The following is a 13,059-nucleotide window of genomic DNA, read 5'->3' on the forward strand; positions in this document are numbered from 1 at the left end:
GTTGGGTGTGTGCGCCTGACCGAATTCCACGAACGGGTCGCGATGCGTTTCGGTACCGCCTATGGCGCCTCGGTACTGGCAGATCACGTGCTGGCCGCGGTGGGCGGACGGACCGCGGCGCAGGCCATCGAGGACGGTGTGGAGCCTCGTGATGTGTGGTGGGCGCTGTGCTCCGACTTCGACGTGCCGCGCGATCAGTGGTGAGACTGATCGCTGCGGGCCACGATGCTGCGCACCAGGGCGACGGAGAGGTCTGAGCAGATCGCGGCAAGCTCGGTCGTGGTCTCGACCGGATCGGCGAGCCAGGTTTCGATGATCTGGTTGACGCCGCCGACAATGAACAGGGCACCGCGGCGGAGTTCTTGCGGTGCGAGATTCTGACCGTCGAGAACGCCGGGGGCATGTTCGACGATCGCATCGGTGATCATGTCGAGGATGCCCGCACGGTGCTCGTTGAGTCCCGGGATCGCCGACAGGTCGCTGGTGGCGATGCGGTGGATGCAGGGGTCGGCGGCAATGAGGTCGAGAAATGCGGTCAGCGCGGACCGCAGCTTGTCGGCGAGTGTGCCGGGGTCGCCGATACCGGCGGTGACCATCGCTTCGAGCAACTGGTCGCGGACGTCGTCGGAGACCGCGAAGAACAGCGCGTCGCGACTGGGGAATTGCTCGTAGAAGTAGCGCGGGGTGAGCCCGGCCGCGGTACAGACGCCGCGGACCGTGACCTCGCCGATGCCGGATTCACCCCAGATCTGGCGCCCGGCGGCCAGCAGCTTGCTACGGCGCTCGGCGCGGCGGTCCACCGCGCTGATTCCGCCGTAGTCACGCACCACCTCAGGGCGTTTCATTGACATCACCCTACTAGCGGCCGTAGATTCGGAATACGGTTGTTGTCCAAAATGACGCTGGAGGCCGCCCGATGAACGCATCCGCGCTGACCGTCCCCACCCGTCACCCCGCTGGACCCGGTGCCGTTCCGGTCAGTATTCGCGTGCTGGCGACCGCGTTGGCGATCGCCAAACCCACGCCCGAGCGGTGGCGCAAGATCGGCGAAGACCTGACTGCCGGAGACGAACCGATGCAGCGACTGGTCGAGTGGATGTCGCAGGCTCAGGACGCGCGCCCGCTGTTCGAGCAGATACTGGCCCACGGTCTGGACAGCGTGCCGGACGCACCTGCGCCGCTGCAGGAATTCTTCGGCGAGTTCGAGCCGATTCCGGACTGGGTCGATCTGGCTCGGGTACGGCGGGGCCAGCGGGCTCTGCGCCGTGGCGGGGCTGACGGCACCTACATCGCCCGGGACGTGTCGTTCCTCGGCGGTTACCAGTTCTCCTCGTTCAACAAAACGCTGTTGCGCACCGGTGTGCTGGAGAAGGGCTCGAACAAGCGCTTCGCCGAGACACTGCAATGGGCGCTGGACGTCAGCGCCGAAGGGGGACTGGAGCCACTCGGCGTCGGCTATCAGGCCACCATCCGGGTCCGGCTGATCCATGAGTACGTGCGTCGGCACGTGGCCGCGCTGCCGGACTGGCGCAGTGACGAATGGGGTCTGCCGGTCAATCAGACCGACATGGCCGCCACCCTGGTGGGAGCGCTGATCGCTCCACCGGCCGGCGGGCTGGCGCTGGGAATCGTGATGTCGCCGAGCGAACTGGAGGATATTGCGCACCTGACCAGCTATGTCGGCTGGCTGATGGGGGTCCGCGAGGACTGGCTGCCCAGCAGCTTCCGGGACGGCATCCGCATCCTCTATCAGACCCTCGGTGCGCTCTCCGCCCCTGACGAGACCACCAAACAGCTGGCGGCTCCGATGGCCGACGATCCGCTGGAATGGCAGTTCCGTGCCATGACCGGCGTGCGGCGCCGTATCGCGCGCGCCCAGCATCTGTCGTTGACCAGCAGCTTTCTCGGGCCGCGCACGATGCGCAAGCTGGGCCTGCCGGCCTTCGTGCTGCCGTGGTACCCGCTGCTGCGGCTGCCGGTGAACCTGGCCCGCAGCGCCGCGGCCCTGACCCTGCCTGGTGGGCTGGATCGCGCGGGGCGGCGTGGGCGGCGCGAGCAAGAGGCGTTCATGCGCACCATGATGGGCGCCGCAGACACCACGATCGGGGCTTCCGCGCACGTCATGGCGGTGGCCTAGCAGTGACCTAACCGCGCGGCGAAAGTCGACACGCCGACACGCCGCGTGTCGGACTTGATTCGAACATTCGTTCGCCTACTGTGGAGGCAGTTCGTTCGGCGGCCTGCGGGTCTGTCAGACCCCGTCGCTAGCGTCACGGCCAACCGACCGAGAACCGGTCAACCGAACTACCGAACTACCGAACCACAGGAGAGGCATCATGGCGCAAGCGCCCGATCGCGAAAAAGCACTCGAACTGGCGATGGCCCAGATCGACAAGAACTTCGGCAAAGGCTCGGTGATGCGCCTCGGAGACGAGGTGCGTCAGCCGATCTCGGTCATTCCGACCGGCTCGATCGCCCTGGACGTGGCGTTGGGCATCGGCGGCCTGCCCCGGGGCCGGGTCGTCGAGATCTACGGCCCAGAGTCCTCCGGTAAGACCACCGTGGCGCTGCACGCGGTGGCCAACGCCCAGGCCGCCGGCGGCATCGCGGCGTTCATCGACGCCGAGCACGCGTTGGACCCGGAATACGCTAAGAAGCTTGGCGTGGACACCGATTCACTGCTGGTGTCCCAGCCCGACACCGGGGAGCAGGCGCTGGAGATCGCCGACACGCTGATCCGCTCCGGCGCACTGGACATCCTGGTCATCGACTCGGTGGCCGCCCTGGTGCCGCGCGCGGAGATCGAAGGCGAGATGGGGGACAGCCACGTCGGTCTGCAGGCCCGGCTGATGAGCCAGGCGCTGCGGAAGATGACCGGCGCACTGAACAATTCGGGCACCACCGCCATCTTCATCAACCAGCTGCGGGAGAAGATCGGGGTGATGTTCGGATGTGGATCCTGGTACACCAATGTCACTCTGGCTGACGGGTCGACGGAAAAGCTCGGCAAGATTGTGAATCAGAAGATGGATGTCGAGGTCTTGTCCTATGACTTTGAAACGGGGCGTATCGAGCCACGGCGAGTAATCAACTGGTTCAACAACGGTAAGACCGAAGAATTTTTGCACTTCAAGGTTGATCGAGCAGGGGGCGGAACGGGGCGTGGACACGCTAGCTTGGCGATGACCCGCAACCACCTCATCCGAACTCCTGGCGGTTGGCGAGAAGCTGAAGACATCTGCGTTGGTGACCGTGTGATGCTGGCTCAGCCGGCTCTGCTGAGCGATCAGCAGTGGGAAGTCGTACTGGGCTCACTGATGGGCGATGGCTGCTTGTCCTCGCCAGTTCGGCATGGTTCAGAGAGTGCACGACTCCGTATGGGGCATGCGGCGAAGCAGTCGGAATATCTCGACTGGAAGGTCTCCCTGCTGGGGAACATTCCGCACAGTCGTACTGTCAATAGCAAGGGCGCAGTGTTTGCCGACTTCACCCCTCTCGCGGAACTGCACGAATTGCGAAGTGCGGTTTACCTCGGCGATGGCAAGAAGTTCCTCTCCGAGGACTACCTCAAGGCGCTCACCCCGCTATCGTTGGCCATCTGGTACATGGATGACGGCTCATTCACCGTGCGCTCCAAGGGATTGCAGGAACGTACCGCCGGCGGCAGTGGACGAATCGAAATCTGTGTCGAGGCCATGACGGAAGGAACGCGGGAGCGGCTTTGCGACTACCTGCGTGACAACTACGGGCTGGACGTGAAATTGCGCTATCCGGGAAAGGCCGGCAAAGCGGTGCTGCAGTTCTCCACTGAGGCATCCGCGAAGTTCCAAGAGCTGGTGGCGCCGTATATGGCTCCATCAATGGGGTACAAGCTGTTGCCTCGGTTTCGCGGATATGGCGCGGTAGCGCCGCAGTTCGTGGAACAAACGATGCAGCTGATGCCGGCCCGCGTCACAGAGATTGAATCGAAGACCGATTACCAAAAGATGGATCGTTTCGATATCGAGGTCGAGGGCTCGCACAACTACTTCGCCGACGGGGTGATGGTGCACAATAGCCCCGAAACCACCACGGGTGGAAAGGCTTTGAAGTTCTACGCTTCGGTACGCCTGGACGTCCGCCGGATCGAGACCCTCAAGGACGGCACCGACGCGGTCGGCAACCGCACCCGGGTCAAGGTGGTCAAGAACAAGGTATCGCCGCCGTTCAAGCAGGCCGAGTTCGACATTCTCTACGGCCGCGGCATCAGCCGTGAGGGTTCGCTGATCGACATGGGTGTGGACCAGGGCTTCATCCGCAAGTCCGGTTCCTGGTTCACCTACGACGGCGAACAGCTGGGGCAGGGCAAGGAGAACGCCCGTAACTACTTGCTGACCAATGTCGACGTGGCCAACGAGATCGAGAAGAAGATCAAGGAGAAGCTCGGCATCGGTGCCGTGCTGACCGATGATTTGGCCGACGATGTCCTGCCCGCTCCCGTCGACTTCTGAGCCCTCCGAACCGAAGCGTGAGGAGCAGGCGAAGKCACWGTGMCTTCGCCTGCTCACCGCCCGGGCGCGCACCCGCGCCGAACTCGCCGGCCAGCTGGCCAAACGCGGCTATCCCGACGACGTCAGTGACCGGGTGCTGGGCCGACTGACCACCGCCGGATTGATCGACGACGCCGATTTCGCCGAACAGTGGGTGCGGTCCCGGCGCGAGCACGCGGGCAAGGGCCGCAAGGCGCTGGCCGCTGAGCTGCGCACCAAAGGTGTCGACGAGGACGTGATCGCCGGAGCACTGGCCGGCATCGACGCCGGCGCCGAGCGTGACCGCGCCGAGCAGTTGGTGCATGCCAAGCTACGCCGCGAGGCACTCGGCGATGACGACGTGAAGGTCACCCGCCGGCTGGTGGCGATGCTGGCTCGGCGCGGCTACAGCCCGTCGATGGCCTACGACGTGGTCAGCACCGAGCTGGCCGCCGAACGGGAGCGCCGCCGGGTGTGAGGTGAGGGGCCGGCTCAGACCTCTTCGGAGTCCTCGGCCGCGTCCGTGCCGGTGAAGACTTCCTTGGTCCGTTCGACGGCGTGCGTGGCGATCTCAACGGAGTCCTGGACGATCGCGCTGACTCCACCGGAGATGTCCCCACGAATGATGTCGCCGGCGTCCTCGACGATGTCCGAGGCCTTCTCGACGGCGTGTGCGGCGATTTCGCGCGCAGCGTTGAATGCGTCCTTGGGGGTGATGGCCATCCGAGTCTCCTGTCGTTAGCTGTCGAGTCCGACTCTAGACGCCGGACACCGCGCGCGCAGTCCCTAAACGACCCGGGTGCCCGGGGTACCCTCCGGCTCAATTGTGGCTGCCCCCAAGGGGGAGTGGCGGGCCTGGCGCAGCCGCCGCTCCAGTCCGATGGCACCTGCCGAGAGCGCCAGATTTCCGGTGATCATCAGCGCCGCGATCACCAGCAATGCGGGCAGGTAATTGCTGTACTGGGAGCCGACGACGGTGCCTTGGCGCACCATCTCCACAAACGTGATCTGGTAGCCGATCGCGGTGTCTTTGAGCACCACCACCAGTTGTGACACCAGCACCGGCAGCATCGCGGTGACGGCTTGCGGCAACAGGACCAGTCGCATCGAGGCGCCCCAGCCCAGCCCCAGCGCAGCGGCCGCCTCGGACTGACCGGCGGGCAGGGCCTTGACCCCGGCGCGCACGATCTCGGCGATGACGGCGCCGTTGTAGAGGGTCAGCCCGGTGACGACCCCGGCCAGCGCGATCTGTTGCGGCGGGAAGACGTTGAGCAGCCCGTAGATGAAATAGGCGAAGATCATCATGATCAGCACTGGAATAGCCCGGAAGAACTCCACGATCACCGCGCAACTCCAGCGCAACGGTCTGATCTGCGAGAGCCGGCCGACCCCGAGCCCGACGCCGAGGATCAGCGCGAGCCCGATCGACCAGGCGGCCGCGGTCAGTGTGCCCACCACCCCGGGCAGCACGTAGGTGCGCCACAGGTCCGCGGTCAGAAACGGCGTCCACTTCTCCGCGGTCAGCTGGCCTTTGGCTGACAACCGCGAATAGATCACCCACCCAAGCAGTCCGGCAACCACGACTGTCGCCACCGACAAAGCGTGGTAGCGGGCGCGGGCGCGGGGCCCCGGCGTGTCGAACAGCACCGTCGCGCGCGGCGCGGGCCTCATCGCGACACCGCCCAGCGGCGGTCCAGATATCCGAACACCAGGCCCAACGGAAGGGTCAGTACGACGAATCCGGTGGCGAACACCGCACCGACCCCGAGCAGCGCCGCGGTGTTCTCGGTCATCGACTTCATCAGCAGCGCCGCCTCGGCAACCCCGATCGCTGAGGCCAAGGTGGTGTTTTTCGTCAGCGCGATCAGTACCGAGCCCAGCGGGATGATCACCGCTCGAAAAGCCTGGGGGAGCAGGATGATCCGAAGATTCTGAGTGAAGCTCAACCCCAGTGAGCGGGCCGCCTCGGCCTGGCCGATGCCCACCGTGTTGACGCCGGAGCGCACCGCCTCGCACACGAACGACGCCGTGTACACACCCAGTCCTAGTACGGCCAGGCGAAAGTTGCTGTCGTCGATCGACGTCGGCGACTGCGGATCGGTCAGCGAGACTCCCAGTGTCTGAGCCAGGCCGAACGAGCACAGCAATAACAGCAGGGTCAGCGGGGTGTTGCGCACCAGATGGACATAGCCGCCGCCGATCCACCGCAGTACCGGGACCGGGGCCAGCCGCATGGCGGCCAACCCGGTACCCAAGGCCAGTGCGAGCGTGCCGGACAGCACCGCCAACTCGACGGTGACAGTGAAGGATTGGAGGATCTGTCCTCGATACTCGGCGAACATCATCGCTCGATCGGCGGCGGCTCGGGCACCGCGAAGCCGGCCGGGCCGAAGTTGTCCACGAACGCCGCTCGCCACGAACCGTCGCGTTCCATCTCCTCGAGGGCGTCGTTGATCCGCCGGCGTAGCCCGTCGTTGCCCTTTTGCACACCTATCCCGTAGAGCTCCTTTGAGAAGCGTTCGCCGACCAGCTTGAAGGTCCCGGGGCTCTGCGCGGCGTAACCGGCCAAGATGACGTCATCGGTGGTCACCGCGTCGATCGCGCCGTTGCGCAGTGCCTCCACGCACGCTGAATAGGTGTCGTAGCGCTGCAGCTGCACCCCGGGATAGCGGTCTTTGATCCGTTGCGCGGGGGTGGAGCCCGAGACCGAGCACAGTTTCTTGTGCCGCTGCAGTGATGCGCTGCCGGTGATGTCGGTGTTGTCGGCCCGCACCAGGAGCGACTGGCCGGTGAGCAGGTAGGGGCCGGCGAAGTCGACCTTCTGACGCCGGGAGTCGGTGATCGAATAGGTGGCCACCAGGTAATCGACCTGGCCATTGCGCAGCAGCATCTCGCGCTGACCGGACGGGGCTTCGATCCAGGTGATGCGGTCGGGCGGGTAGCCCAGTCGGGCCGCCACGTAGCGGGCCACCTCGACATCGAATCCGCCGAGCGTGCCGTCGGGCTTCTTGACGCTCAAGCCGGGTTGGTCGAACTTGACGCCGACGGTGATCTTGCCGCTGTCGTGCGCGGTACACGCCGTGCAGAGCGCGGCCAATGCGGACACCACTGACAGGACCGCCCAGGACCGTGCCAGCACGTGCAGGGTTCGCGCCGCTGGCATCAGTGGTCGAGGACCTTTGCGAGAAAGTCTTGGGCCCGTGCGGATTTCGGCGCGCCAAAGAACTCTGCGGGGGCGGCTTCCTCGACGATGGCGCCGTCAGCCATGAACACCACCCGGTCAGCTGCACGGCGGGCGAAGCCCATCTCGTGGGTGACCACCACCATGGTCATCCCGTCGTCGGCCAGCGCGGTCATCACATCGAGCACCTCGCTGATCATCTCCGGGTCCAGGGCACTGGTCGGCTCGTCGAACAGCATCACCTTCGGGTTCATCGCCAACGAACGTGCGATCGCCACCCGCTGTTGCTGTCCGCCGGACAACTGTGCGGGGTGTTTGTGGGCCTGGTCGGCCACCCCAACCCGCTCCAGCAGCGCCATCGCCTGGTGCTGTGCCTGCGTTCGGGGCATCTTGTGCACCTTCATCGGTGCCAGTGTGACGTTGTCCAGGATGGTCTTGTGCGGAAACAGGTTGAACGACTGGAACACCATGCCGACCTGGGCCCGCAGCCGGGCCAGCGCCGCACCCTCGGCCGGCAGCGGCTGGCCGTCGACGGCTATCGCGCCGGAGTCGACGACTTCTAGCCGGTTGATGGTGCGGCACAGGGTGGACTTGCCCGACCCCGACGGGCCCAGGATCGCCACCACCTCGCCGCGAGCGACCTCGAGGTTGACGTCTTTGAGCACGTGCAGGCCGCCGAAGTACTTGTTGACGTGGTGGATGGCGATCATCGGCACCAGATCCGGCCCGCCGCTGGTCATGGGACCTGACCCTACCCAGGAAGACGTGGCGCGAGCGCCGCTATCGGCCTGGTCACTCCGATCGACTCGCCCGCCGTACCATAGACCGGGTGAGTTTGCCGGTGTTTTCCGAACAGATGCGCACCTACGAGGTGCGTACCTACGGCTGTCAGATGAATGTGCACGACTCCGAACGCATTGCCGGCATGCTCGAGCAGGCCGGTTACCGGCGGGCAGCCGATGACGCCGACGCCGACCTGGTGGTGTTCAACACCTGCGCGGTGCGGGAGAACGCCGACAACAAGCTCTACGGCAACTTGAGTCACCTGGCCCCCAACAAGCGCAGCAACCCCGACATGCAGATCGCCGTCGGGGGTTGCCTGGCGCAGAAGGACAAAGACAGCGTGCTGAGCCGCGCGCCGTGGGTGGACGTCGTCTTCGGCACCCACAACCTGGGATCGTTGCCGGCATTGCTGGAGCGCGCCCGGCACAACCGGAGCGCCCAGGTGGAGATCGTCGAATCGCTGCGGGAATTCCCGTCGTCGCTGCCCGCCGCGCGGGACTCGGCCTATGCGGCGTGGGTGTCCATCTCGGTGGGCTGTAACAACAGCTGCACCTTCTGCATCGTGCCGTCGTTGCGTGGCCGGGAAGTGGATCGCAATCCCGAGGACATCCTCGCCGAAGTGCGGGCGCTGGCCGCCGAAGGCGTTCTCGAGGTAACCCTGCTGGGCCAGAACGTCAACGCCTACGGCGTCTCCTTCGCCGACCCGCAACTGCCGCGCGACCGCGGTGCATTCGCGTCGCTGCTGCGGGCCTGCGGAGACATCGACGGCCTGGAGCGGGTCCGCTTCACCTCGCCGCATCCGGCCGAATTCACCGACGACGTCATCGAGGCGATGGCCCAGACCCCCAACGTGTGCCCCACACTGCACATGCCGCTGCAGTCCGGCTCGGACAGGGTGTTGCGGGCGATGCGCCGCTCCTATCGCGCCGAGCGTTATCTGGGCATCCTCGACAGGGTTCGGGCCGCCATTCCGGACGCCGCCATCACCACCGACCTGATCGTCGGTTTCCCCGGTGAGACCGAGCAGGACTTCGACGAGACCCTTGAGGTGGTGGCCGCCGCGCGATTCTCGGCCGCATTCACCTTCCAGTACTCCAAGCGGCCCGGAACACCGGCCGCCGAGCTTGCCGATCAGCTGCCCAAAGAGGTTGTCCAGCAACGCTACGACCGGCTGATCGAGCTGCAGGAACAGATCTCCTGGGACGAGAACAAGGCCCAGATCGGGCGCACCGTCGAACTGCTGGTGGCAGTCGGTGAAGGCCGCAAGGACGCCCAGACGGCGCGGATGAGCGGCCGAGCGCGCGACGGCCGGCTGGTGCACTTCGCCCCGGGGACCGCACAGGTGCGCCCCGGTGACGTGGTGACCACGACGGTCACCGGAGCGGCACCGCACCACCTGCTCGCTGACGGTGCCCTGCTGAGCCATCGGCGTACCAGGGCCGGTGACAGCCATGCCGAACCAACGCCCGGTGTCGGACTGGGCATGCCGAAGATGCCGGGGGTGGCGCGATGAGCGGCAACCGAGACAATCAGCACAACTTCGAGGCCTACCGCGCCGACATCGAGGCCGCTGAGCGGCGTGTCGCCGGGGAAATCGACCCCGGCGGCAGGGGGCTGGTCGTCGCGATCTGCGTCTTCGTGCTGCTCGGCTCGTTCCTGCTGCCGCACACCGGTTCCGTCCGCGGCTGGGATGTCCTGTTTCCCGGCCAGGGCACCGACGAAGCTCTGGTGACGCTGCCGTCGCAGCTGTTCATGTGGCTGGCGTTGGTATTCGGGGTGGGGTTCTCGCTGCTGGCCCTGGTGACCCGGCGCTGGACGGTGGCCTGGGTGGCACTGGCGGGCTCGGCGGTGGCCTCCGCAGCCGGACTCCTGGCCGTGTGGTCTCGTCAGACCGCGGTGCCGGGCGACCCGGGCCCGGGCATCGGGCTGATCCTGGCTTGGATCACGCTGATCGTGCTGACGTTCCACTGGGCCCGCGTGGTCTGGTCACGCACCGCCCTGCAGCTCGCGGCCGAGACCCAGCGCCGGCAGAGCACCGCGCAGCTGCAGTCACGAAACCTGTTGGACGATCTCAGCCGTCCCGAGGACCCGCCGCCGAGCGAGTAGTTCTGGCCCCGGCCCGGCCTTCGCGGCTTCCGCGGTAGGCGCGGGCGCGCAACTCGGCGAGCCACCCGGGACGCAGTTGAACCCCCGGCGCGGTGTGCACGATCGGGTCGAACGAGACGTCGTGGCCCGCCCCGTCGGTCTCCTCATGTCTGTGCAGAACCAGGTGGGCCAGCGGTCGGAATTCGCCGGTACCGCAGGCCTGGTCGATTTCGAAGCGGATATGGCCGCCGTCGAGTTGCTTGCGGATGCTGCTCAACGCCAATCCGTAGCCGTCCACCCGCGTCGTCAGCCGGGCTCGCAGCCACCACAGCTGCTCTCGATACTGCAGCGGCATGAGGGTGGTCATCCGCAGCCCCGACCACGACACCGCGGGCCGTACGCCCAGCGTTCGGCCGATCACCCCGGAGCCCGCCGAGACCAGCAAGATGTCCCAGCAACTGGGGTCATGCTGCGGCTCCGGAATCTGAAGCGCCAGGCCGACGGCGTCGGGCAGCCGGCCAGGCGTGCCCGTGGCTTTGGAGATCCGGGCAACGACGGGGGCTGACGGCACCGGCAGACCTTCGTCTGCCGGTGCGTCGCGTTCCAGAGAGCCCGTCGCCAGCACACCGTCGGGATGGAAAAACCGGCGATGCCGCAGCGCGGCGCCCCAGCGGAACACCCACCTGGCCGGGTCGATCATTGGCGCGGTACATCTCCGCGCCAACCACCGGTTTCGGCGGGCTGGCTCTCGATGAAGTCCTTGAACCGCTTGAGATCCGCATGGACACGGTGGTCGAGGATGTTCAGCTTGTCGGCCACGTTCTCCAGCACACCATCGGGGTCGATGTCCATCTGCGTAGTCACCCGGGTGGTGCCATCGTCGATCTTGTGGAAGGTGACCACGCCGCCGTGGCTCGGGCCGCTGTCGGAACGCCACGCGACCCGTTCTTCGGGGTGTTGCTCGGTGATCGTCGCGTCGAACTCACGCGACGCCGGGCCTACCTTGATTTTCCAGTGCAGGTGGGTGGCGTCGCGTTGCTGTACCTGTTCGACGCCCTCCATGAACTTCGGGAACGACTCGAACTGGGTCCATTGGTTGTAGACCGTCCGGATCGGGCGCTTGACGTCGAGTGCTGCGGTGATATTGCTCATGCGTCACCTCCAGTGAGTTGGTTGTTGTCTCACTGGGGGTGGTAGCCCGGCGGTGCCGATGCTCAAACATCGGCAGGTGGTCAGCGCCGGTTGAGCGCCTGTTCGGCGGCCTGGGCCCATTGCCGCCACTGCTCGGCGTTGGCGGTGGCCTCGGCGGCCTCCTTGTCCCGGCCCGCGGCCTGGGCCTTGAGCGCCTGACGTTCGAACTGTTCGGCGCGGGTGCGGAACTGCGCGGCCCGGGCTTCTGCTTCGGGATCCACCACGGCGGCCTCTGCGGCAGCACCGGCGTCGCGGACCTTCTTCTCCACCGCCCGCAGTCGCCGTTCCAACTCGGCGGAACGCTCCCGGGGCGCCTTGCCCAGGTCGTCCCACTTGGTGACGATCGAGCGCAGCGCGGCGCGCGCGGCGTTCTGGTTGGTCGGGTCGATCCGCTCCGCCTCGGCCAGCAGGGCCTCCTTGGCGGTGGCATTGGCCTCCAGTTCGGCGTCGCGTTCGGCGTTCGCGGCGTTGCGGGCTGAGAAGAACGTGTCCTGGGCGGCCTTGAACCGCTGCCACAGTGCCTCATCGACGTCCTTGGAGGCCCGCCCCGTCGTTTTCCAGGTGGCCAGCAGCTGCCGGAACGTGGCACTGGTGGACGCCCAGTCGGTGGACCCCGACAGCTCCTCGGCCCGCTTGCACAGTCGTTCCTTCTCCTCGCGCGCCCCGGCGCGGCCGCGATCGAGGTCGGCGAAGTGCGAGCCGCGGCGCCGGTTGAAGCCGTCGCGGGCCGCGGCGTAGCGCTTCCACAGCGCGTCGTCGACCTTGCGGTCCAGGCCGGTGATGGTGCGCCATTCGTCGAGAATGGCGCGCAGTCGGTCGCCGGTGGCCTTCCACTGTGTCGAGGTCGCGGCCAACTCCTCGGCTTCGGCGGCCAGCGCCTCCTTGCGTGCGGTCGCCGCCGCTCGATGCTCATCGCGCTGCGCACGGCCGGCCGCGGCGACGCTGTCGGCGTGCTCGCTAACCGCCGCGATCCGAGCGGCCAGCGCCTCTACGTCCCCGAGGACGCTGGCCGTCGGCAACTGCTCGGCCAGCGCCGCAGCGGATGCCTTGATCTTGCGGGCGTCGCCGCTGCCGGACGACAACCGCTCCTCGAGCAGGGTCACCTCGGTGCTCAGGTCGTCGTACCGGCGGCCGAAGTGGGCGAACGCGGCCTCGGGGTCGCCGGCCTGCCAGGAGCCGATCTGACGCTCACCGGTCGACGTGACCAGCCACACCGTGCCGTCGTCGTCGATCCGCCCGAATCGGTGCGGGTCAACGGTGGGCGGCCCGATAACGGCCGGGGCAGGCCGGGCACCGGGCTTCGGCCCGAGG

General features: G+C 66.7%; 15 protein-coding genes. 6 read left to right on the forward strand and 9 right to left on the reverse strand.

Translation table 11 applies throughout. The features are described 5' to 3' along the window. Positions 1 to 9: 9 nt before the first annotated feature. Entirely contained in the window at positions 10 to 204 is a 195-nt protein-coding gene (locus tag EJK91_RS14950) for a DUF3046 domain-containing protein (RefSeq protein ID WP_024441206.1), read from the forward strand. On the opposite strand, the gene EJK91_RS14955 is transcribed toward EJK91_RS14950, so the two are convergent. Then, positions 195 to 845, reverse strand: a complete 651-nt coding sequence (locus tag EJK91_RS14955; RefSeq protein WP_024441205.1) for a TetR/AcrR family transcriptional regulator — start codon at positions 843 to 845, stop codon at positions 195 to 197. The genes EJK91_RS14950 and EJK91_RS14955 overlap by 10 nt on opposite strands. A gap of 71 nt (positions 846 to 916) precedes the next feature. On the opposite strand from EJK91_RS14955, the gene EJK91_RS14960 reads away from it, so the two are divergent. From EJK91_RS14960 to recX, 3 genes are all read left to right on the forward strand, one after another. After that, complete coding sequence (locus EJK91_RS14960; RefSeq protein WP_125079311.1) at positions 917 to 2,137, forward strand: oxygenase MpaB family protein; 1,221 nt, start codon at positions 917 to 919, stop codon at positions 2,135 to 2,137. A gap of 199 nt (positions 2,138 to 2,336) precedes the next feature. Next, positions 2,337 to 4,490 (forward strand): intein-containing recombinase RecA, encoded by a 2,154-nt coding sequence (gene recA / locus EJK91_RS14965; RefSeq protein ID WP_125079312.1) that lies wholly within the window; start codon positions 2,337 to 2,339, stop codon positions 4,488 to 4,490. Further along, positions 4,447 to 4,986, forward strand: a complete 540-nt coding sequence (gene recX, locus EJK91_RS14970) for a recombination regulator RecX (protein WP_444850824.1) — start codon at positions 4,447 to 4,449, stop codon at positions 4,984 to 4,986. Before recA ends, recX begins: the two co-directional genes overlap by 44 nt. A 14-nt stretch (positions 4,987 to 5,000) precedes the next feature. Here recX and EJK91_RS14975 read toward each other — a convergent pair whose 3' ends face one another. The 5 genes from EJK91_RS14975 to EJK91_RS14995 all read right to left on the reverse strand — a co-directional run bounded on the left by EJK91_RS14975 (position 5,001) and on the right by EJK91_RS14995 (position 8,429). Next, positions 5,001 to 5,231: an Rv1893 family protein gene (locus tag EJK91_RS14975; RefSeq protein WP_125079314.1), complete on the reverse strand. Its 231-nt coding sequence runs from the start codon at positions 5,229 to 5,231 to the stop codon at positions 5,001 to 5,003. Positions 5,232 to 5,294: 63 nt separating this feature from the next. Beyond that, positions 5,295 to 6,179: an amino acid ABC transporter permease gene (locus EJK91_RS14980; RefSeq protein ID WP_024441200.1), complete on the reverse strand. Its 885-nt coding sequence runs from the start codon at positions 6,177 to 6,179 to the stop codon at positions 5,295 to 5,297. Then, positions 6,176 to 6,853, reverse strand: a complete 678-nt coding sequence (locus EJK91_RS14985; RefSeq protein WP_024441199.1) for an amino acid ABC transporter permease — start codon at positions 6,851 to 6,853, stop codon at positions 6,176 to 6,178. Before EJK91_RS14985 ends, EJK91_RS14980 begins: the two co-directional genes overlap by 4 nt. Then, positions 6,850 to 7,671 carry a glutamate ABC transporter substrate-binding protein gene (locus EJK91_RS14990; protein ID WP_024441198.1) on the reverse strand — a complete coding sequence of 274 codons (822 nt, stop codon included), beginning with the start codon at positions 7,669 to 7,671 and terminating at the stop codon, positions 6,850 to 6,852. The genes EJK91_RS14985 and EJK91_RS14990 overlap by 4 nt, the downstream gene beginning before the upstream one ends. Continuing rightward, the gene (locus EJK91_RS14995) at positions 7,671 to 8,429 is read right to left on the reverse strand and encodes an amino acid ABC transporter ATP-binding protein (RefSeq protein ID WP_024441197.1); all 759 of its coding nucleotides are present in this window, start codon (positions 8,427 to 8,429) and stop codon (positions 7,671 to 7,673) included. The genes EJK91_RS14990 and EJK91_RS14995 overlap by 1 nt, the downstream gene beginning before the upstream one ends. Before the next feature lie 116 nt (positions 8,430 to 8,545). On the opposite strand from EJK91_RS14995, the gene miaB reads away from it, so the two are divergent. Then, complete coding sequence (miaB, locus tag EJK91_RS15000; protein WP_231383994.1) at positions 8,546 to 9,985, forward strand: tRNA (N6-isopentenyl adenosine(37)-C2)-methylthiotransferase MiaB; 1,440 nt, start codon at positions 8,546 to 8,548, stop codon at positions 9,983 to 9,985. Then, positions 9,982 to 10,578, forward strand: a complete 597-nt coding sequence (locus tag EJK91_RS15005) for an Rv2732c family membrane protein (protein WP_125079315.1) — start codon at positions 9,982 to 9,984, stop codon at positions 10,576 to 10,578. The genes miaB and EJK91_RS15005 overlap by 4 nt, the downstream gene beginning before the upstream one ends. On the opposite strand, the gene EJK91_RS15010 is transcribed toward EJK91_RS15005, so the two are convergent. The 3 genes from EJK91_RS15010 to EJK91_RS15020 all read right to left on the reverse strand — a co-directional run. Further along, complete coding sequence (locus EJK91_RS15010; protein WP_046301719.1) at positions 10,544 to 11,257, reverse strand: hypothetical protein; 714 nt, start codon at positions 11,255 to 11,257, stop codon at positions 10,544 to 10,546. The genes EJK91_RS15005 and EJK91_RS15010 overlap by 35 nt on opposite strands. Further along, a complete protein-coding gene (locus EJK91_RS15015) occupies positions 11,254 to 11,709 on the reverse strand; it encodes an SRPBCC family protein (RefSeq protein WP_024441193.1) in 456 nt (151 codons plus the stop codon). The genes EJK91_RS15010 and EJK91_RS15015 overlap by 4 nt, the downstream gene beginning before the upstream one ends. 80 nt (positions 11,710 to 11,789) lie before the next feature. Beyond that, positions 11,790 to 13,059, reverse strand: a 1,270-nt coding sequence (locus EJK91_RS15020; protein ID WP_241178708.1) for a DUF349 domain-containing protein, incomplete at its 5' end; no start/stop codon positions are given.

The sequence above is a fragment of the Mycobacterium sp. P7213 genome, assembly GCF_900604305.1.
In the GTDB taxonomy this organism is placed as follows: Bacteria; Actinomycetota; Actinomycetes; order Mycobacteriales; family Mycobacteriaceae; genus Mycobacterium.

Coding starts and splice junctions, on each gene's coding strand:
- EJK91_RS14955 (WP_024441205.1), bottom strand. CDS start 845: ATGAAACGCCCTGAGGTGGTGCGTGACTACGGCGGAATCAGCGCGGTG.
- EJK91_RS14960 (WP_125079311.1), top strand. CDS start 917: ATGAACGCATCCGCGCTGACCGTCCCCACCCGTCACCCCGCTGGACCC.
- recA (WP_125079312.1), top strand. CDS start 2,337: ATGGCGCAAGCGCCCGATCGCGAAAAAGCACTCGAACTGGCGATGGCC.
- EJK91_RS14975 (WP_125079314.1), bottom strand. CDS start 5,231: ATGGCCATCACCCCCAAGGACGCATTCAACGCTGCGCGCGAAATCGCC.
- EJK91_RS14980 (WP_024441200.1), bottom strand. CDS start 6,179: ATGAGGCCCGCGCCGCGCGCGACGGTGCTGTTCGACACGCCGGGGCCC.
- EJK91_RS14985 (WP_024441199.1), bottom strand. CDS start 6,853: ATGATGTTCGCCGAGTATCGAGGACAGATCCTCCAATCCTTCACTGTC.
- EJK91_RS14990 (WP_024441198.1), bottom strand. CDS start 7,671: ATGCCAGCGGCGCGAACCCTGCACGTGCTGGCACGGTCCTGGGCGGTC.
- EJK91_RS14995 (WP_024441197.1), bottom strand. CDS start 8,429: ATGACCAGCGGCGGGCCGGATCTGGTGCCGATGATCGCCATCCACCAC.
- miaB (WP_231383994.1), top strand. CDS start 8,546: ATGCGCACCTACGAGGTGCGTACCTACGGCTGTCAGATGAATGTGCAC.
- EJK91_RS15005 (WP_125079315.1), top strand. CDS start 9,982: ATGAGCGGCAACCGAGACAATCAGCACAACTTCGAGGCCTACCGCGCC.
- EJK91_RS15010 (WP_046301719.1), bottom strand. CDS start 11,257: ATGATCGACCCGGCCAGGTGGGTGTTCCGCTGGGGCGCCGCGCTGCGG.
- EJK91_RS15015 (WP_024441193.1), bottom strand. CDS start 11,709: ATGAGCAATATCACCGCAGCACTCGACGTCAAGCGCCCGATCCGGACG.